The sequence below is a fragment of the Enterobacter sp. PL_is511 genome (assembly GCF_055816065.1).
Genome location: NZ_JBVPGP010000024.1, coordinates 805,618 through 824,013, shown reverse-complemented (window position 1 = coordinate 824,013; position 18,396 = coordinate 805,618). Strand labels below are relative to the sequence as shown.

Sequence of the window (18,396 nt, the reverse complement as noted above, 5' to 3'; positions counted from 1 at the left end):
TTTAAAATGTCGCGTTCAGTGTGACAGATTCGTCACAATTTTCCGGGAAGCATTTCTCAAACTGATGATTAACGTGCTTACGGTGTGTGCCAATTAGTTTTATAATAAAACCACACCCTGCCGGAGAATTCGCTGTGAAACGTACCCGCCTTGAAGAGAGCACCTGCCCCGTCGCCCGTTCGCTGGATATCATCGGCGACTGGTGGTCGCTGCTGATCGTCCGCGACGCGCTCCGCGGGATTAAACGCTTCGGCGAGTTTCAGAAAAGCCTCGGTATTGCGAAAAACATGCTGACCACGCGGCTGAAGCTGCTGGTTGATGAAGGCATTCTCCGGCTTCAGCCCGCGTCCGACGGCAGCGCCTGGCAGGAATACGTCCTGACCGAAAAGGGACGCGCCCTGCAAACCGTGCTGGTTGCCCTGTCCCAGTGGGGGAATGAATTTTTGTTTACTGAAAACGAATGCGGCACCGTGCTGGTCGATGCCGAACAGCGCAAACCCCTGCGCAAACTGGCGCTTATCGCCGACGATGGGCGCGAACTGACGCCTGAAGAGATCGTGGCTAAACTCCCCTCCTGACCGTCCCAACGGCAAAAGCACAAAATGATCGCCAATATGGTTGCATTATAAAACCAAATAGCAGAGAGTTAATTCAGTTTCATCTTGAAACCAAATAACCCACTTTGCTTTGAGGTAACACACGATGACTACGCAAATCACCACCGCCCTGATCACGGGCGCCTCCTCCGGGATTGGCGCCGTTTATGCCGATCGTCTTGCCGCGCGCGGTGCCAACCTGGTGCTGGTCGCTCGCCGCGAAGATCGCCTGAAAACCCTCGCCGCCGACCTGCGCGCACGCTATGGCGTGGCCGTCGATATTCTGGTGGCCGATCTTACCGATGAAGCCGGGATCCGCGCCGTGGAAGAGGAGCTGCGCAGCAATACCGCCATTGATACGCTCATCAACAACGCGGGCACCGCGCAGATGGCACCGTTCCTCGCGGGCGAGGTAGGGCAGCATCAGGCCATTAACACCCTGAACACCACGGCGCTGATGCGTTTGACCTACGCCATCCTGCCCCGTCTGGCGCAGAATAATCGCGGCACGCTGATCAATATCGCGTCCGTGCTGGCCCTGCACGTCCGGGCGGGAAGCGCGCTCTACAGCGCCACTAAGGCGTGGGTACTGAGCTTTACCCGTGGGTTACAGGAAGAATTTGCCGAGAGCAGCGTGCGCATTCAGGCCGTGCTGCCCGCCGCCACGGCGACGGAGATCTGGAGCCATTCAGGCGTCACGGTGGACGATCTGCCGGAAGGATCGGTAATGACCACCGACGATATGGTGGATGCGTCGCTGGCGGGTCTGGATCAGGGCGAACCGATCACCATCCCGCCGATGCATGATGCAGGCCTGTGGGAGCGCTACGAAGCGGCGCGCCTTGAGCTGTTTAGCAGCGCACGCACCGGCATTCCGGCACCGCGCTACGTAAAGCAGTAGCCTAACGCTGAAGCTGGTCGCCGTACTCGCTCATCCAGGCGGCCAGCGGCGAGAGCGCATCCTGCAGGGTTAACCCCAGCCCGGTGATCTGATACTCCACGCGCGGCGGGATCTCCGGGTAGACCGTCCGCGTCACCAGCCCGCGCTGTTCAAACAGGCGCAGCTGCTTCGTCAGCTCTTTCTGGGTGATGGGGGCAGCCGCCCGCAGCAGGTCGCCAAAGCGTACGGGCGTATTAAAGACAATCAGGCGATAGAGAATGGGGATCGCCCATTTGCCGGAAATCAGGTTCACAAACTGCGTCATCGGGCAGGTATACGCCTCAGATTTTTTTTCACAGCACTCCTCCAGCATTTCTGCCATAGCACACCTCTTGCCTCTTTAGTATCCATTTGGTACCTGGTTTCCTTTCGATACTAACGTTTCTATAGTGCTTTCTCCAGAGACATTTCAGGAGAAGAACATGGGTCGTTTAACCGATAAGTATACGTTGATTACCGGTGGCACCAGCGGCATCGGTCTTGCCACCGCGCAGGCGTTTATCGCCGAAGGGGCGCGCGTCGCCGTGACCGGACGCAACCCGGACACCCTCGCCGAAGCAGAGCGCATTCTGGGCGATAAGGCCTGGGTGATCCCAACCGATGCGGGCGATATCGCGTCGCAGAAAGCGCTGGCGGAAACCCTCGCCGCCCGCTGGCCGCGCCTCGACGCGGTGTTTCTCAACGCCGGCGACGTAACGCACGCGCCGCTGGAAGCCTGGCAGGAGGATGCGTGGGATCGCCTGATGGGCATCAACCTGAAGGGACCGTTCTTTTTAATCCAGGCGCTGCTGCCGCTGCTGAATAACCCGTCGTCGGTGATCCTCTGCGGCTCCGTGAGCGCGCGCATCGGCCTGCCCACCAGCAGCGTGTATGCCGCGAGCAAGGCCGCCCTGCTGTCGCTGGCGCGCACGCTGTCGGCGGAGCTGCTGCCGCGCGGGATCCGCGTCAACGGCCTGAGCCCCGGCCCGGTGGAAACCCCAGCCTTTACCAAAACGGGCTTAAGCGACGAGGCGCTTAACGCGATGATGGCGGACATCATCAAGCTGGTGCCGCTCGGCAGAATGGGCTCGACGACGGAGCTGGCAAAAGCCGCGCTCTATCTGGCCTCCGACGAGTCGAGCTACACGGTAGGAACGGAGCTGCTGGTGGGCGGCGGCATGGGGAGTTTGTAACTCAAAAGGCGCTGATGCCGGTGACGATGCCGACATACAGCGCCGCCCATACGCAGGCGGAAATCAGGCTGACGGCGTAGACCTTTGCTGCATTCAGCCTGAGCATCCCCGCCGCCAGCGGGACGATGTAACGCAACACCGCCAGAAATCGCGACGTAAAGAGCACGATGACACCGTTCTTTTGCAGCTGATGCTGTACCCGCAAGAACTTGTCGGCATGCTTTGAGGTAAAACGTGTGACCAGCCGGGTGTGCCCCATCAGCTGGCCGATATGGTAGTTCAGCACCGAGCCCGCCGTTGCCCCCAACACCACGGCCAGCCACGCCAGCGCAGGATGCATGCTCGCCTGGCTGACGGTCATGCCCGCCAGCAGCATCACCGAGGCGGGCGGCAGCACGGAGGAGATCAGCACCGTCGACTTGCTCAGCGCCATCATAAATAACAGCGCGAACAGATGTGCCGGATACAGCGCAAAATGATTCAGCAGATTATCAAACCACGCCATTTGCTTCTCCTCCGTTGATTATATAATCCTCCATTAGAAATGAATGACCTTAAATAAACCATCAACGCTTTATTAAATAAGATTCTCCTAAACCGTTCTTAAACATTATTTAATTTCCCGAGCGGCAATATCAAATAAGCGTATTATTTCCCTCGTTTTACAACGATCTCGTTATGGCGAGGCTCCTGTACAAATACACGTTATCGCTCTGGTAGGTTCGAGAGAATCGACACAGGGTAAAACAGGCACTGTCGAATCAAGGCTTTGTCAGTATAACTTCCCTCACGGGATACGGTGTACAGTGCTGAACCCAGGACGTGGGGATCTCCTCTTCGACATGCCCTGTCTTGCTCGCCCCTGAGAGATTTTATTATTCAAAGGGAATTCACTATGTCTTACGCTATTCACAACCAAAACCTGGCATTCAATGACAGCGCGATCGCGCAATATATGAATACCGATTTTATTGTCCTCGATATTTCATTATGCGTGGCGCTGGCGCGCGAGCAATTCTTCGAAAAATTAAAAGACGACGATATTCCGTCTCATATTTTTATTGAAGACAATGGCCGCCTGGCGGGCATGATTGCCGTGCGTAAATTGCTGCAGACCGCCGATACGGTACAGCCGGTGAAATCGCTGATGATTTCGCAGTTTTTGCAGGTCAAACCGGAGGATGAACGTGCCGACGTTGCCGGGCTGCTGGCGCACGGCGGCGCGGACGTGGTGCCCGTGGTCACCCACGGCAAGCTCGTCGGCTGTCTGACCGAGCGCGAAATCGCCCATCTGCTGGAAGATGACGTCACCGAGGATGCTCAGCTTCAGGGGGCGACGCTGCCGCTGGAGAAGCCCTATCTGGACACCAGCCCGTATAGCCTGTGGAAAAAACGCTCCGTCTGGCTGCTGCTGCTGTTTGTCGCGGAGGCCTACACCAGCTCGGTGATCCAGCATTTTGAAGAGGCGCTGGAGTCCGCCATCGCGCTGGCGTTTTTTATTCCGCTGCTGATCGGCACGGGCGGCAACAGCGGGACGCAGATCACCTCCACCCTGGTGCGCGCCATGGCGCTGGGGGAAGTGCGTCTGCGCGACGTTGGCCGCGTGCTGCGTAAAGAGATGACCACCTCGCTGATGATTGCCGCCACGCTCGGTATTGCCGGGTGCATTCGCGCCTGGATGATGGGGATTGGGCTGGAAATCACGCTTATCGTCAGCCTGACGCTGGTGTGCATTACGCTCTGGAGTGCGATTGTGTCGTCCGTCATTCCAATGGTGCTCAAGCGCTGCGGCATTGACCCGGCGGTCGTCTCCGCGCCGTTTATCGCGACGCTTATCGACGGTACCGGGCTGATTATCTACTTCAAAATTGCCCAGTACACGCTGGGGCTGGAGTAAGCTTGCGAGCACCTCATTCACGCACGTGATTGAGGTGCTCACTTCGCTACGCATCGCCGAGCTGATGCGCGATCTCACGCAGCTGCTGGGCAAGCGCCTGCAGGTTTTTCCCTTTCTCCCCTTTCGGCCCGGTGGACTGACGCACCACCAGACGGGCAGGTAAAATTGAGGACATGCGCTGGGCATTCTCTTCACCGCTGTCGAGAATGCGGCGCACCGCCTCTTTACCCTGCAGATCTAAATCCAGCGATACCGTCGTCAGCGCCGGGTAGAAGAATGAGCTTTCATAGGTGTCATCGTAGCCAATCACCGACTTCTCGCCCGGAATTGAAATCTGCTGCTGATGGAACGCGCTCAGCACGCCGAGCGCCATCTGGTCGTTCGCCACCAGCACGGCGGTAAACTGCGCCGTTTCCCGCAGCATTTGCAACGCTCCCGAATAACCGCTTTGCGCATCCCAGTTGCCGCGAATGACCGATGCTGGCTCCAGACCGTAGCCCTTCAGGGTCTCGATCCAGCTTTTCAGCCTCAGCTGCGCCGACACGGAAGACGCCGGCCCCGCCAGCAGGGCAATGTCGCGATGCCCCAGCTCGTAAAGATATTTGACGCTGGCGCGGGTGCCGTCCGCCGGATTAAACGAAACGTTAAACACGGAACTGTACGGGTCAACGTCGAGGAACAGGCAGACAATGTCGTCGTTGTCGGCGGCGATTTTCTGCGCCGCTTCAGCCTCCAGCGGCACGTTGATGATCACTTTGCTCACCAGCTGGGATTTCAGCTCGTTGATGGAGTCCTGGATGCTGTGGTTGACGTTCTCATCAATCATTGAGATCAGTACCTGGTAGCCTTCCACATTGGCATAGCGTTTCACCGCCGCCGCAACCTGCGAAGGCGCGTGCAGCGCCAGCGAAATGGTCACCAGCCCAACGGTCTGGCTCTGCTTGCCCACCAGCTGCTGAGCCAGTCGGTTGGGTACATACCGCAATAACTCTATGGATTTCTCCACCTTGATGCGCGTGGCGTCGGATACATTGGCAGATTTATTCAGTACCCTGGACACGGTCTGATAGGAGACGCCCGCATGGCGTGCCACGTCCTCTAACGTTGCGCTTTTCGACTTCATGGTCCGGTTCCTTATGTTGTTATGCGCTGATTGTAACAGGGGTGCTGAAAAAAAACGCTTACCACCCTCTCGCTGTGGGCATAACACCATCAAAAAGTATGACGCTCACAATGCCATAATTTGTGTCCGATCTCATTACTCGTAACAAAATTGTCTATTTTATTTGCAGTTAATCACACATTTCGGATCGCGCAATTGCCAGTTAACGGGTTTAGGCATTTTATGACAGCGGATTTGTGAACGTATTACAAAACAATAAGAGGGTTACAATGAACACGACGATCCGCTCTGTATCTGTTGCGTTGGCTGCCGCGCTGGCATCGCCTTCGCTGTTTGCAGCGTCTTCAGTACCGATTGATTTTCATGGATATCTTCGCTCCGGCGTGGGCGTCTCACGGGATGGTGGGATGGAGGAGTGGCAAAAAAACAAAATTGGCCGTCTCGGGAACGAGGCCGACACCTACGGCGAGCTGGAGCTGGGCTCCGAGGTATACAAAAAGAACGACGTCAGTTTCTATCTCGACAGCATGGTGAGCATGGTCTCAGACGGCTCCAACGACAATGAAACCACCTTAGATGACGATGCCCAGTTCGGCCTGCGCCAGCTTAACCTGCAGATCAAGGGGCTGATCCCCGGGGATCCCAATGCGGTGATTTGGGGCGGTAAGCGCTACTACCAGCGCCATGACCTGCACATCATTGATACCAAATACTGGAATATTTCCGGCTCCGGTGCGGGTATCGAGAACTACACGCTTGGCCCGGGCGCAGTCTCCGTTGCGTGGATCCGCGGCGATGCCAACGACGTGGACTACCGCGTGGATGGCGACAGCGACGTTAACATCAACTACATCGACCTTCGCTATGCGGGCTGGAAGCCGTGGGCGGGCGCGTGGACGGAAGTGGGTATTGATTACGCCATGCCAAACCCGACCAACAAGCAGAAAGAGTACGGCGGACTGTACGAGGCCGATAACGGCGTAATGGTCACCGGTGAGATCAGCCAGGATATGTTTGGCGGCTATAACAAGCTGGTGCTGCAGTACGCCAATAAAGGTCTGGCCCAGAACATGGTGTCACAGGGTGGGGGCTGGTACGACATGTGGAACTACGTGAACGACGCCACCGGCTACCGCGTGATTAACACCGGCTTAATTCCGATTACCGACAAGTTCTCCTTTAACCACGTTCTGACATGGGGCTCGGCAGACGACACCACGCAGTACACGGACAAATCACGCCTGGTATCGCTGGTGGGGCGCGCGCAGTATCAGTTCACCGAGTACGTGCGTCTGATTGGCGAAGTGGGCGGATTCTACCAGGAAGATACTTATACCGACGGCACTAAGTACAAGCAGAGCGGCGAGAAGTACACCCTCGCGCTGGGGCTGGCAGACGGACCTGATTTTATGTCGCGTCCTGAGCTGCGCGTCTTTGCCTCTTACCTGAATGACTCCGAAAAAGGGCAATCCTTCGAAGATGGCACCGCGAATAATACCTGGAACTTCGGTGTGCAGGTCGAGGCCTGGTGGTAAGTCGTAATTTATAATTTGCGTTAATCGTTATCGTATCTCCAGCAACCTGCAGTCTATTTTACTGCTTTGGGATAGCCATTACTTTGGCTATCCCTTTTTTATATTTACTGATTAAAATGTTCGTCTAATAATTTCCGTAATGTATCAGACTGCCTGCCGAATATAGCGTGCACCTGCTGGCCGATAATAATCACCCCCAGCGCCCCCTCATTCTGTATCGCCTGGGAATCGACCTTATTTAAATCTTTTACCGTCACGCGCAGGCGGGTAATACAGGCTTCGACGTGCTCGATATTATCGTCGCCGCCAAATGCCGGAATTAAACGCTGAGTAATTTGACTGTCCATAATACGCCTCTCTGTATGCAGATAAAAAAATGCCTGCTCGGGGAGCAGGCGTTTTGTGCCTTGTTGCCGGGTGGCGCTGCGCTTACCCGGCCTACGGGTTTTGTAGGCCCGTGCAAGCGCAGCGCCGCCGGGCGGTTCTTACGCTTTACGCCTGAGCACCCGACAGTCCCAGGGAAGCAGCACGATATCGCCCGCAGCGGCGGCATCGGTCATGCAGTCGGTATACCCCTGCGGCAGCGTGATGAGCTGCTGCTGGGCCGTGTAGTTCTGCACAAACACCCAGGCGGTTTCGCCATCCGTGCGCGCCGTCGCGACCACGCCCGGCGGGAAATCCCCCTCGACCGCGCGCGGCAGCGCCAGCTCGTCGATAATCCCGGCAAAGAAATCGCGCTGGAACGGCAGATCGTTACGCGACGCCACGTGCCACGCCTTGCCTTTGCCAAAGCGGTTGACCGTCACCGCAGGGCGACCTGCGTAGAAATCATCCCGGTAGGTCGCCAGCGCCTGCGCGGATTCAGTATGGATCAGCTCGCACAGATGCCTGACCTGATACGGCCCCTGCAGGCCCGCCGCATTGCCCGCCAGCCCCTGAACCAGGTTTCGCTCCCCCTCGCCCAGGCAGTCAATCTCTTCCGCCCAGATGCCGAGGAGCTTGCGCAGCGGGCCCGGGAAACCGCCGAGGTGGCAGAGATCGGTCTCATCCACTACCCCGCTCCAGTAGGTCGTCACCAGATGCCCGCCCGCGGCCACAAAGGCTTCCGCCCGCTCGGCGAAACCTTCGCGCACCATGTAGAGCATGGGGGCAATCACCAGCGCGTAGCGGCTCAGATCGCCGTCAGCGTCGATGACGTCGACCGCGATGCCCTTTTCCCAGAACGGACGATAGTGTTCGTTGACGGTTTTTTCGTACTCCAGCCCCATGTTGCGCGGGCCTTCGGCATCGTCCAGCGCCCAGCGGTTTTGCTGGTCAAAGATAATGGCCACGCGCGCGTCGGTGCGGCACCCCACCACCTCAGGCAGACGGGCCAGCATCTCCCCCAGACGCGTCACTTCGCGCCCGACGCGGGTATCAAGATGCCCCACGTGATCGATAATCGCACCGTGGAATTTCTCCACCGACCCGCGGCTCTTACGCCACTGGAAGTACTGCACCGAATCCGCCCCGTGCGCCACCGCCTGAACAGAGGAGAGAATATGCATCCCCGGCTTTTTCAGCTTGCTGGTCGGCTGCCAGTTGGTGGTGCTCGGCGTGGACTCCATCAGCACAAAGGGTTTACCGCCCTTCAGGCTGCGCATCATGTCGTGGTACATGGCGGTATAGCAGGCCAGCTGCGTTTCGTCTTTCTCCTTGTGCCACATCGGGTAGCTGTCCCAGGAGATGAAGTCGATCGCTTTCGCCAGCTGCCAGTAGTCATAATCGTAGAAATACTCCATAAAGTTGGTCGTTACCGGCAGGTCGGCATTGGCGGCCTTCAGCGGCGCCACTTCATGCTGGCAAAAATCGGTGACCTGCGCGGTATTGAAGCGGCGCCAGTCGAGATTCAGGCCGTGAATCGACACTTCCCCCTGCGGCGCGGGGGACTCAATTTGCGACCAGTCGGTGTAGGTATGGCTCCAGAAGGTGCTCCACCACGCATGGTTCAGCGCGTCGAGGGTTTTGTAGCGCGCCTTTAGCCAGTCGCGGAAGCGTTCCTGGCACAGGCTACAGTGGCATTCGCCGCCGTACTCATTGGAGATATGCCAGCCCAGCACCGCCGGATGATGCGAATAACGCGCCGCCAGCAGGCTGTTAATTTTCATCGTCTTTTCGCGGTAAACCGGAGACGACATGCAGTGGTTGTGACGCCCGCCGTGCAGCGCGGGGACGCGGTTGCGTCCGACGCGCAGCACTTCAGGATATTTTTGCGACATCCATGCCGGACGCGCGCCGCTCGGCGTAGCGAGAAATATATGAATGCCCGCCGCATAGAGTTTTTCAATAATGCTGTCCAGCCAGGCAAAATCATATTCCCCTTCCTGAGGCTCCAGTTTCGCCCAGCTAAATATCCCCACCGACATGACATTACATTTCGCCTGCTGCATCATGGCGATATCTTTTTCAATAATACCGGGGTAATTCTCCCATTGCTCCGGGTTATAGTCGGCGCCATGCAATAACGCCGCGACCTTTGGACTTAAAGGCGCAAATTTATTCATATTTAAAACGTCCTGAATGAAGATAAAAACTAGTTAAATACCGTGATTGACGGCAGCACTTTGCCCTGGCAATCAAATAACGCCTGATTCTCACGGGCATTACCCTCTTTCCACTCGTCATGGATATATTTCATGCCGGTTTTGGTGGCCCACGTGGTGCCCGGAACGGCAATCCAGGTCGGTTCCCAGTAAAAGATGCCCTTGCCGCGACGGTCAGGCACATCAATCACGGACTGCATTAAATCGTGAATATAGTCGTACTGACCCTGAACGGTGCCGGGATAGCCGCCGTCCTTTTCCTCTTTAGCCTGGAAGCTGTTCTCGGCGTTATCGCAGTTCTCCAGCGTATAGCCATAGGCCGCTTCCACCACAATCACGTCTTTGTTATAGCGCCTGCTGATGTCATCCATGTTGGTCTTCAGCGCGCTAATCGGGCCGTTCCAGTAGGTGTACATCGACAGGCCGATGATATCGAACGGCACGCCGCGCTTCGTGATTTCATCAAACCACCAGCGGAAGGTGTCATTTTTGGTGCCTTCAGCCAGATGCAGCATGATTTTCACCTGCTCGCCGTCGGTCAGGTTCTCCTTCAGTCCACCAATCGCGGCGTTGAGCAGCCCGGCCAGGCGGTCGAATTCGCCGCCGCCCTGCCCCCAGCTTTTCCCTTCCGGCCACAGCATGCCGCCGTTAATTTCGTTTCCTATCTGCACCATGTCCGGCAATACGCCCTCTTTCTTAAAGCGGGCAATCGTGTCGCGGGTGTAGTCATGAATTGCCGTTTTCAGCTGCGGGTAGCCCATCTTCTCCCAGGCTTTTGGCTTAAACTGTTTGCCCGGATCGGTCCAGAAGTCGCTGTAGTGGAAATCGAGCAGCAGCTTGAGGCCCTGCGCCTTTACGCGCTTCGCCAGCGCGAGGGTGTTTTCGAGATTATTACTGCCGCCGCCGTAGGTGTTGCCGTCGGCATCCTGCGGGTCAACCCACAGGCGCAGGCGCACGGTGTTCACCCCGTTAGCCTTCAGGATCGCAATCGCGTCCTGCTGCTGGCCGCTGTTGTTATAAAATTTGGCGCCGTGCTGTTCCGCTTCCAGCAGCGTCGAAATATCCGCGCCCTTGATAAAGTCCGCGGGCATGGCGTTAAAAGGACGCGTTTTCACCCCGTCCGCCGCAAACGCGCTCGCGGCAAGGCCGCAGGAGAGGCAAACGGCAAGTAAAGCAGGTTTGAGTCTTTTCATGATTATCCTTTGGTACTCCCGGAGGTCAGGCCGGAGACGAAGTATTTTTGTAATGCCAGATAGAGGATCGCTACCGGCACCGCAATCAACACCGCGCCTGCCGCGTAGGTGGTGTAGCTGGCACCCATTTTTTGCGCCACCAGGTTATAGAGCCCGATGGGTAAGGTGTATTTGTCCGGGGTGCGCAGAATCGTGCTGGAGAGGATGAAATCCCCCAGCGGCCCGGTGAAGGAGAACAGCGCCACCACCGCCACAATCGGCTTCGAAAGCGGCATGATAATTTCGATGAAAATCCGGAAATTACTGGCCCCGTCCATGCGCGCGGATTCATCCAGATCTTTCGGGATGGCGTCGAGGTAACCTTTCATCAGGTAGGTATTCATCGGGATCATGCCGCCCACGTAGATCAGCACCAGCGCCAGATGGCTGTTGATGAGGCCCAAAAGCTGCGACAGCACGAAAATGGCAATCAGCGCCGAGAACTGGGGGATCATCTGCAGGAGCAGGAACAGCATCAGCCCGTTCTGGCGTCCCTTAAAGCGAAAGCGCGAAAAGGCATAGGCGGTAAAGCTGACGCTGATGAGGGTCAGTACCATGGTCAGGAAGCTGATTTTCATCGAGTTCCAGTACCAGGTCATGTAGTTCACCTGGCCGTTAAACAGGTCGGCATAGTGCTGCACCGAAAAGTTCTCAGGAATAATTGAGGAGCTGAGCAGGCTATTACCCGCGTTAAACGACGCGCCGACCGTCCACACCAGCGGGTAGATGATAATCGTCGACACCAGCACGATAACCAGCCAGGAGAGCGAGAGGCGTACCCACTTCTCACGTTTAATACTTTGTGATTGAGCCATTGTTACGTCCCTTACGCCATGTCGTCGTTTTTGAAAGATTTGGTGGCGCGGAACTGCCACAGCGCCAGACCGACGACAAAGATCGACAGCAGGATAGTGATGGTCGCCGCAATCGCGTACTGCGACGACGACATGGTGAGCTTGTAGATCCACGACACCAGGATATCTGTCCCACCCGCATTGGACCCCACCACCGCTGGTCCGCCGTTATTGAACAGGTAGATGATGTTGAAGTTATTGAAGTTGAAGGTGTATTGGGTAATCAGTATTGGCGCAATGGAATAAAGCACCAGCGGCAGCGTGATGGTGCGCAGCTTGGTCGCACTGCTGGCCCCGTCCATGGTGGCGGCTTCGTACAGATCGTCAGGGATCGCCTGCAGCACGCCGGTGGTCATAGCAAAAACAAACGGGAAGCCGAGCCAGGTCTGCATCAGGATCAGCGCCGTTTTGGTCCAGAACGGATCGGTCATCCAGGCTTTCGGCGCAATGCCGAAGAAGGCCAGAATGGCGTTGTTTATCACACCGAAAGAGTCATTGAACATTCCGGCAAACACCAGAATGGTGACAAAACCCGGCACCGCCCACGGCAGAATGAAAATGGTGCGGATAAGCGGCTTAAAGCGCAGGTCTTTCTGGTTCACCAGGATAGCCAGCAGCACGCCCACGGTACATTGCAGCGTGGTGGCGAGCAGCGTCCAAACCACCGTCCACTGCAGGACGTCGAAGAAGGTTGAGCGCCAGATGGAGAGCGTGAAAATATTGACGAAGTTCTTAAACCCAACCCAATCCACCAGCTTAGCCGGCGGCGTGTGGTAAAGATTGTAGTTAGTAAAGGCGATGGCAAAACCGAACAGGATCGGGAAAACCACCACAAACACCAGCAGAATAAAGCCCGGCGTGATCATCAGATACGGAAAGCCGTCGCTTAGCAGCATCTGATACTGCTTACGCACGCTGTTTAGCCCCAGCCCTTCATCACGTTTTCGACCGTTAACCCAGGCATCGCGCATCGACAGGTAATACACCATCACGCCAAAGGCGGCGATCAGTACGCTAATGATCCCTTCTGCCAGCAGGAAGATGGAGTTATCCCGCGGCACTTCCTCCCCCAGCGTCACCAGCCCCCAAAGCCCTTCGCGCAGGAAATCGGCAAAAACGCCGATAAAACTGGCCAGCAGCACCAGGAAGATAACGCCCTTCAGCCACTGGCGGTGATAGAACTGGCCGAAGCCGGGGATGACCGCCAGCAGCAGGCCGGTCCAGGCGTGACGCCCGGCCCCGTGCGGTCTGGCAAAATTTTCCGGGATGATACTCACAGACAACTCCTTTCAATAAAACGGGAGAGTGGCCTCCCGTTCTGCGACGTCAGAAAATTACTGGTTGCTGGCCTGCATGGCTTCGATTTGCATCTGGACCTGTTTCTCTGCGCCGTCCAGCGCGGCTTTGGGATCCTGTTTGCCGGTCAGGCTCAGCTCCAGCGCGGCGTTGGCCGGCCCCCAGACTTCGCCCATTTCAGGGATACCCGGCATGGCGGTGGCTCGCGCGGCCTGCACCGCAACGGCGCTCGCCTTCTCGTCGTTCTTGATTACCGGATCGTCGATCATTGCGGTCAGCGGCGGGATCTCCCGCGTGGCCACGTAGCGGGTTTTCACGTACTGCGGCTTGTTGATGAATTCGATAAATTTCTGCGCCAGCGCTTTGTCCTTGCTCCAGGTGGAAACGACGTAGCCTTTCACGCCGAGGAAGGAGCTCATTGGCTTGCCGTCCGGCAGCGTGGGCAGCGGCGCCACGCCGTAGTTGATGCCTGCCGCTTCATAAGGCTGGAACGCCCACGGGCCGTTGATGACGGCTGCCGCTTTCTTTTCGGTAAACAGGGAGTCGATTGCGTTCAGGCCGTTGTCGCCGACTATCCCGGCAGGGAAAATCTCGTCAGCGTAGAATTTTTTCAGGTACGTCACGGCTTCTACCGCGCCCGGCTTGTTCAGGCCGACGTCGCTGGCGTTATAGCCGCCTTTATCGTTTTGACCGAAGATGTAGCCTCCCATCGGGGAGATCGCGCCCCAGCTGTAGTAAATCTGATCGAACTTGGCGAGCAGACCGTACTGGTTTTTTGCGCGCTGCTGTTTAGAAAAGTCATACCAGTCCTGCAGCGAGTTGAGCGGCTTGTCGATGAGATCTTTGTTGTAGATCAGCACCAGCGTCTCAACCGCTTTCGGCACGCCGTAGAGGGCGTTATCCATTTTGAAGGCGTTAATCGAGGCCGGGGTGTACTGTTCGGTCTGCTTATTGTCCAGATTCAGGGGGGTCAATAACCCTTGTACGACGGCGCCGCCCAGCTGATCGTTAGGAATGACCAGCACGTCCGGGCCAATGCCTGCCGGGCCGTCCAGGCGCAGTTTTTCCAGCTGCTGTGCGTAAGGGGTTTCCTGCACGTTGACCTTAACGTCGTACTGTTTTTCAAAGTCCGCGACCGCATCTTTAATACCGGACGACTTCTTGATGTCTTCCCAGACGTTAAGCTGCGCGGTAGCGTGAGCCTGAACCGCGAGCGTAGAGAGGATCAGAGCAGCGAGTATGTTCTTTTTCATTATCAACCTCATGTGAAGGTATAACAATTTTATGGTTGTTATTGCATCTGACGCCCTACAAACCCCGCTATACATCCTGTTAAAACTGGCGCTGTACGTATGACATCAAATGCCTTTGGTTGGCTATACGCTACCCTTCACATCATGATAACTCTACATAAAACTGCAAGTTGTGTGATCGTCATAACATTAATGGAATATCTGTATAGGGCGCATGAATGCTGGAAGTTATAGTCAAGGCAGACAAATTGCACCGTCCGGCCACGTTGAACGTGATTGTTATACGTAAAACATACCCGGCGGTTTACCTGGGGAACACTGATGTCGAACATACAATTGAGGAATGTCACCAAGCGCTTTGGCGACACCGTCACGCTCCACAACGTTAATCTTGATATAGAGGACGGTGAGTTTGCCGTATTCGTCGGGCCTTCCGGCTGTGGCAAATCCACGATGCTGCGCATGATTGCCGGGCTGGAGGAGATAAGCGAGGGTGAAGTGCTGATCGGTAACGAGGTGATGAACGACATTGCCCCTTCCCACCGGGGGGTGGCGATGGTCTTTCAGTCCTACGCGCTCTATCCGCACATGACGGTGGCCGAAAACATGGGCTACGGGCTGAAGGTGAATAAAGTGCCGAAAGATCAGATCCGCCATCAGGTCGAGATGGTCGCCAAAACGCTGCAGCTTTCTCACCTGCTGGACCGCAAGCCCAAACAGCTCTCCGGCGGCCAGCGCCAGCGCGTCGCGATTGGCCGCGCTATCGTGCGTAACCCGCGCGTCTTTATGTTCGATGAGCCGCTTTCCAACCTGGATGCCGAACTGCGCGTGGAGATGCGCCTGCACCTCGCTCGCCTGCACCAGGAGCTGAAAACCACCATGGTGTATGTCACCCACGACCAGATTGAGGCCATGACGCTGGCCGATAAAATTGTGGTCATGAACTACGGCAAAGTGGAGCAGATGGGCGCCCCGATGGATCTCTATTACAAACCGGCGAATAAGTTTGTCGCCGGGTTTATCGGTTCTCCGAAGATGAACTTTCTGCCGGCGACCGTTGAGGCCTGGCAGCCGGGCAAGTTCACCGTCAGGTTGTCGCAGCAGAAGTCGCTCACGCTCGCGATAACCACCACACCGCTGCAGCCGGGCAGCCAGGTTACGCTGGGCATCCGTCCGGAACATTTAACCACTGACCTTCACCGCGGCACGCGGCTGGAATTTAGCTGTGAAGTAGTGGAGCGGCTGGGGAACAATACTTACCTGTTTGGACAATGCTACGGCCATGACAACGTGAAGATCTTGCTGCCGGGCGACGTGAAGTTCGCGCCCTGGCAGAAGATAGACGTGGCCTTCGACGATCGCCACTGCATGGTCTTTGACGAGCAGGATGTCCGGGTGAGCGCGGATATCGAAGATGCGGTGCGTTCGGTGGCTTAACGCGCGCCACCGTCAGCCAGCTTTCTCACCGCCCGCCCAAACGCCTCAATCGCCAGGGCAACATCCTCAGCCATCACCGATTCCGCCGGATGGTGGCTGATGCCCCCTTTGCAGCGCACAAACAGCATGCCGACCGGCCAGCGTTCTGCCAGGGCGATGGTGTCATGCCCGGCGCCGCTCGGCAGCGATAATGAGCGCCCCTGCACCGACTCAACGGCCTGTCCCAGCAGATCCTGCAAACGCGCATCGCACGGCGTGGCGGCGATCCGGTAAAACTCCTCGGCGCTGAAGCGCAGACCGCGACGCGCGGCAATCGCCTGCGCCTGCGCCAACAGTTCAGCGAGCAGCGCGTCAAGCGGGGCATCCTGCGGGCCGCGAATATCCAGCGAGAGCGCAACCTCGCCGGGGATCACGTTGACCGCGCCGGGCACGCAGCGCAGCTCACCGACCGTCGCCACCCGGTTGCCGCCCTGCTGTCGGGTGGTGTTTTCGATCAGCACCATCCACTCGGCGGCGGCGGCCAGGGCATCCTTGCGGTGATTCATCGGCACGGTACCCGCATGCCCGGCCTCGCCGGTGAAGCGGCAGCTGAGGCGGCGCGCGCCGTTAATGGCTTCCACCACGCCCAGCGCCAGCCCTTCCTGCTCCAGACACGGCCCCTGTTCGATGTGCAGTTCCAGACAGGCGCTGAAATCGTCCTGATGACGTGCCGCGAGCGCCACGCGGGCAGGATCGAGCCCCGCCTGCACCATCGCCTGCGCCACGCTGATGCCATGAGCATCGCACGTCTCCAGCCAGCCCTGCGGCCAGGTGCCGGTGATGCCCCGGCTGCCTAACAGGGTGATCCCAAAACGGGTTCCCTCTTCGTCGCCAAAGCCGACAATTTCTATGGCCTGCGCCAGATGCAGACCCTGCTGGTGCAGGCTGTCCACCACTTCGATGGCGGTGAGCACCCCGAGCATGCCGTCGTAGCGCCCGGCGTTGCGCACGGTATCCAGATGCGAGCCGAGCAGCACCGCCTGCGCCCCTTCCTGCGCGCCTTCATAGCGTCCGCAAATGTTGCCCACGCTGTCCTGCCAGACGGTCATGCCCGCCTGGCGCATCCACTCCCCGACCAGCTGGTTGGCCTGCAGATGCTGCGTGGAGAGATAGACCCGTGTCAGCGCATCCGGGGTTTCGCTGATGGCGGCCAGCGCGTCGGCGCGCGCCATCACCCGCTCTGCCGCCGGGCTCATTGCGGCGTCTCGCGGCTATAGTGGTCCCACGCGGCCTGCATGGCGGCCCCCTGCGTGGTGGTGAATTTGAGGTAGTTCAGCACCGACTCCAGCGCGCTCAGGGTGGTCATCACGCAGTCCTTGCGCGCGTTATAGCCCATGGTGCCAATGCGCCACACTTTGCCGTGCAGCGGGCCAAACGAGGTGCCGATTTCAATCCCAAAATCCTCCAGCATCAGCTTACGCACCTGGTCACCGTTGACGCCCTGCGGGATCACCACGCCCAGCACGTTGTTCATCTTGTGCTTCAGGTCGCCGAAGGTCTCCAGCCCCATCGCCTGAATGCCCTTCAGCAGCGCATCGCCGTGCAGCCTGTGGCGGGCGATGCCGTTATCCAGCCCTTCCTGCAGGATCAGCCGCGCGCATTCGCGGGCGCCAAACAGCGCGGTAGTGGCTTCGGTGTGGTGGTTCAGGCGTTCCGGCCCCCAGTAGTCCATCACCATGCCGAGATCGAAGTAGTTGGAGTAGATCATCTCCTCGTCGCCGTCGCGGTGGGCGTCGGTGCGAATGCCCTCTTCCACGCACTTGCGGCGGCGGATCGCCTCTTCCATCCGCGCGCTAAGCGTGATCGGCGACGTGCCCGACGGGCCGCCGAGGCACTTCTGCATCCCGGCCGAGACGGCGTCCAGCCCCCAGGCGTCGGTCTCCAGCGCGTTACCGCCGAGCGACGCGGTGGCGTCGGTATAAAACAGCACGTCATAGCGGCGGCAGATGGCACCCAGCTCCGCGAGCGGCTGCAGCATGGTGGTGGAGGTGTCGCCCTGCACGGTCAGCAGCAGGCGCGGACGAATACGCTTAACCGCATCCTCGACCTGGTCCGGGGTAAACACCTCGCCCCACGGCACCTCGATGGTATGCACCTCCGCGCGGCAGCGGCGGGCAATTTCGCACAGCAAGTGGCCAAAGCGGCCAAAGACCGGCACCAGCACCTTATCTCCCGGGCGAATGGCGGAGACCAGAATGGCCTCAATTCCCGCACGGGAGGTGCCGTCCACCAGCATCGTCCAGCGGTTTTCGGTGCGGAACACCCCGCGGTAGAGCGCCATCACCTCGTTCATGTAGTGGGTCATGGCCGGATCGTACTGGCCGATCAGCTGGCTCGACATGGCGCGCAGCACGCGCGGGTCGGCGTTGATCGGGCCCGGCCCCATCAGCAGGCGCTGGGGCGGATTGATTTGCGGAAATTGTGCGATATCCATTGTTCA

Annotated in this window: 17 protein-coding genes and 1 riboswitch; of the genes, 6 read left to right on the top strand and 11 right to left on the bottom strand. The window is 58.0% G+C overall.

Translation table 11 applies throughout. The features are described from left to right. Window positions 1–134: 134 nt before the first annotated feature. Window positions 135–578, top strand: a complete 444-nt coding sequence (locus tag AC0TN7_RS19310) for a winged helix-turn-helix transcriptional regulator (RefSeq protein ID WP_417927207.1) — start codon at window positions 135–137, stop codon at window positions 576–578. 124 nt (window positions 579–702) lie between these two features. Next, on the top strand, window positions 703–1,497 hold the full coding sequence (locus tag AC0TN7_RS19305; protein WP_417927206.1) for an SDR family NAD(P)-dependent oxidoreductase: 795 nt from the start codon (window positions 703–705) through the stop codon (window positions 1,495–1,497). A 1-nt stretch (window position 1,498) separates the two neighbouring features. On the opposite strand, the gene AC0TN7_RS19300 is transcribed toward AC0TN7_RS19305, so the two are convergent. Further along, a complete protein-coding gene (locus AC0TN7_RS19300) occupies window positions 1,499–1,858 on the bottom strand; it encodes a winged helix-turn-helix transcriptional regulator (RefSeq protein ID WP_024909625.1) in 360 nt (119 codons plus the stop codon). A 100-nt stretch (window positions 1,859–1,958) separates the two neighbouring features. Between AC0TN7_RS19300 and AC0TN7_RS19295 the strand changes: the two genes are divergently transcribed. Beyond that, window positions 1,959–2,708, top strand: coding sequence for an SDR family oxidoreductase (locus tag AC0TN7_RS19295; RefSeq protein ID WP_267216727.1), 750 nt, complete (start codon window positions 1,959–1,961; stop codon window positions 2,706–2,708). 1 nt (window position 2,709) lies between these two features. Here the strand turns inward: AC0TN7_RS19295 and AC0TN7_RS19290 are convergent, their stop codons facing one another. Continuing rightward, complete coding sequence (locus AC0TN7_RS19290; protein ID WP_048989864.1) at window positions 2,710–3,213, bottom strand: DedA family protein; 504 nt, start codon at window positions 3,211–3,213, stop codon at window positions 2,710–2,712. 160 nt (window positions 3,214–3,373) lie between these two features. Then, a riboswitch (M-box (ykoK) riboswitch) is annotated at window positions 3,374–3,543 on the top strand. 60 nt (window positions 3,544–3,603) lie between these two features. On the opposite strand from AC0TN7_RS19290, the gene AC0TN7_RS19285 reads away from it, so the two are divergent. Further along, window positions 3,604–4,605, top strand: a complete 1,002-nt coding sequence (locus AC0TN7_RS19285) for a magnesium transporter (RefSeq protein ID WP_029741838.1) — start codon at window positions 3,604–3,606, stop codon at window positions 4,603–4,605. A gap of 46 nt (window positions 4,606–4,651) precedes the next feature. Here the strand turns inward: AC0TN7_RS19285 and AC0TN7_RS19280 are convergent, their stop codons facing one another. Next, the gene (locus AC0TN7_RS19280) at window positions 4,652–5,728 is read right to left on the bottom strand and encodes a LacI family DNA-binding transcriptional regulator (RefSeq protein WP_024909621.1); all 1,077 of its coding nucleotides are present in this window, start codon (window positions 5,726–5,728) and stop codon (window positions 4,652–4,654) included. Between the two features lie 269 nt (window positions 5,729–5,997). On the opposite strand from AC0TN7_RS19280, the gene AC0TN7_RS19275 reads away from it, so the two are divergent. Beyond that, a complete protein-coding gene (locus AC0TN7_RS19275) occupies window positions 5,998–7,263 on the top strand; it encodes a maltoporin (RefSeq protein WP_061715573.1) in 1,266 nt (421 codons plus the stop codon). Window positions 7,264–7,367: 104 nt separating this feature from the next. On the opposite strand, the gene AC0TN7_RS19270 is transcribed toward AC0TN7_RS19275, so the two are convergent. From AC0TN7_RS19270 to AC0TN7_RS19245, 6 genes are all read right to left on the bottom strand, one after another. Next, on the bottom strand, window positions 7,368–7,610 hold the full coding sequence (locus AC0TN7_RS19270; protein ID WP_073961589.1) for a PTS sugar transporter subunit IIB: 243 nt from the start codon (window positions 7,608–7,610) through the stop codon (window positions 7,368–7,370). A 138-nt stretch (window positions 7,611–7,748) separates the two neighbouring features. Further along, window positions 7,749–9,806 carry a beta-galactosidase gene (locus AC0TN7_RS19265; protein WP_024909618.1) on the bottom strand — a complete coding sequence of 686 codons (2,058 nt, stop codon included), beginning with the start codon at window positions 9,804–9,806 and terminating at the stop codon, window positions 7,749–7,751. A 29-nt stretch (window positions 9,807–9,835) separates the two neighbouring features. Beyond that, window positions 9,836–11,038: a glycoside hydrolase family 53 protein gene (locus AC0TN7_RS19260; protein ID WP_024909617.1), complete on the bottom strand. Its 1,203-nt coding sequence runs from the start codon at window positions 11,036–11,038 to the stop codon at window positions 9,836–9,838. Between the two features lie 2 nt (window positions 11,039–11,040). Beyond that, window positions 11,041–11,892, bottom strand: coding sequence for a sugar ABC transporter permease (locus tag AC0TN7_RS19255; RefSeq protein ID WP_042715482.1), 852 nt, complete (start codon window positions 11,890–11,892; stop codon window positions 11,041–11,043). 11 nt (window positions 11,893–11,903) lie between these two features. After that, the gene (locus AC0TN7_RS19250; RefSeq protein ID WP_061715575.1) at window positions 11,904–13,208 is read right to left on the bottom strand and encodes a carbohydrate ABC transporter permease; all 1,305 of its coding nucleotides are present in this window, start codon (window positions 13,206–13,208) and stop codon (window positions 11,904–11,906) included. Window positions 13,209–13,265: 57 nt separating this feature from the next. Continuing rightward, entirely contained in the window at window positions 13,266–14,480 is a 1,215-nt protein-coding gene (locus AC0TN7_RS19245) for an extracellular solute-binding protein (protein WP_024909614.1), read from the bottom strand. A 321-nt stretch (window positions 14,481–14,801) separates the two neighbouring features. Between AC0TN7_RS19245 and AC0TN7_RS19240 the strand changes: the two genes are divergently transcribed. Further along, window positions 14,802–15,917: an ABC transporter ATP-binding protein gene (locus AC0TN7_RS19240; protein WP_167212583.1), complete on the top strand. Its 1,116-nt coding sequence runs from the start codon at window positions 14,802–14,804 to the stop codon at window positions 15,915–15,917. Here the strand turns inward: AC0TN7_RS19240 and hpxK are convergent. After that, the gene (gene hpxK / locus AC0TN7_RS19235; RefSeq protein WP_417927202.1) at window positions 15,914–17,152 is read right to left on the bottom strand and encodes an allantoate amidohydrolase; all 1,239 of its coding nucleotides are present in this window, start codon (window positions 17,150–17,152) and stop codon (window positions 15,914–15,916) included. The two genes, AC0TN7_RS19240 and hpxK, sit on opposite strands and share 4 nt — an antisense overlap. Further along, window positions 17,149–18,390: a pyridoxal-phosphate-dependent aminotransferase family protein gene (locus tag AC0TN7_RS19230; protein ID WP_417927201.1), complete on the bottom strand. Its 1,242-nt coding sequence runs from the start codon at window positions 18,388–18,390 to the stop codon at window positions 17,149–17,151. The genes hpxK and AC0TN7_RS19230 overlap by 4 nt, the downstream gene beginning before the upstream one ends. Between the last annotated feature and the right edge of the window lie 6 nt (window positions 18,391–18,396).

Bases quoted from the DNA above. Each gene is read 5' to 3' on its own strand.
- AC0TN7_RS19305 (WP_417927206.1), top strand. From the start codon at position 703: ATGACTACGCAAATCACCACCGCCCTGATCACGGGCGCCTCCTCCGGG.
- AC0TN7_RS19300 (WP_024909625.1), bottom strand. From the start codon at position 1,858: ATGGCAGAAATGCTGGAGGAGTGCTGTGAAAAAAAATCTGAGGCGTAT.
- AC0TN7_RS19295 (WP_267216727.1), top strand. From the start codon at position 1,959: ATGGGTCGTTTAACCGATAAGTATACGTTGATTACCGGTGGCACCAGC.
- AC0TN7_RS19290 (WP_048989864.1), bottom strand. From the start codon at position 3,213: ATGGCGTGGTTTGATAATCTGCTGAATCATTTTGCGCTGTATCCGGCA.
- AC0TN7_RS19285 (WP_029741838.1), top strand. From the start codon at position 3,604: ATGTCTTACGCTATTCACAACCAAAACCTGGCATTCAATGACAGCGCG.
- AC0TN7_RS19280 (WP_024909621.1), bottom strand. From the start codon at position 5,728: ATGAAGTCGAAAAGCGCAACGTTAGAGGACGTGGCACGCCATGCGGGC.
- AC0TN7_RS19275 (WP_061715573.1), top strand. From the start codon at position 5,998: ATGAACACGACGATCCGCTCTGTATCTGTTGCGTTGGCTGCCGCGCTG.
- AC0TN7_RS19270 (WP_073961589.1), bottom strand. From the start codon at position 7,610: ATGGACAGTCAAATTACTCAGCGTTTAATTCCGGCATTTGGCGGCGAC.
- AC0TN7_RS19265 (WP_024909618.1), bottom strand. From the start codon at position 9,806: ATGAATAAATTTGCGCCTTTAAGTCCAAAGGTCGCGGCGTTATTGCAT.
- AC0TN7_RS19260 (WP_024909617.1), bottom strand. From the start codon at position 11,038: ATGAAAAGACTCAAACCTGCTTTACTTGCCGTTTGCCTCTCCTGCGGC.
- AC0TN7_RS19255 (WP_042715482.1), bottom strand. From the start codon at position 11,892: ATGGCTCAATCACAAAGTATTAAACGTGAGAAGTGGGTACGCCTCTCG.
- AC0TN7_RS19245 (WP_024909614.1), bottom strand. From the start codon at position 14,480: ATGAAAAAGAACATACTCGCTGCTCTGATCCTCTCTACGCTCGCGGTT.
- AC0TN7_RS19240 (WP_167212583.1), top strand. From the start codon at position 14,802: ATGTCGAACATACAATTGAGGAATGTCACCAAGCGCTTTGGCGACACC.
- hpxK (WP_417927202.1), bottom strand. From the start codon at position 17,152: ATGAGCCCGGCGGCAGAGCGGGTGATGGCGCGCGCCGACGCGCTGGCC.
- AC0TN7_RS19230 (WP_417927201.1), bottom strand. From the start codon at position 18,390: ATGGATATCGCACAATTTCCGCAAATCAATCCGCCCCAGCGCCTGCTG.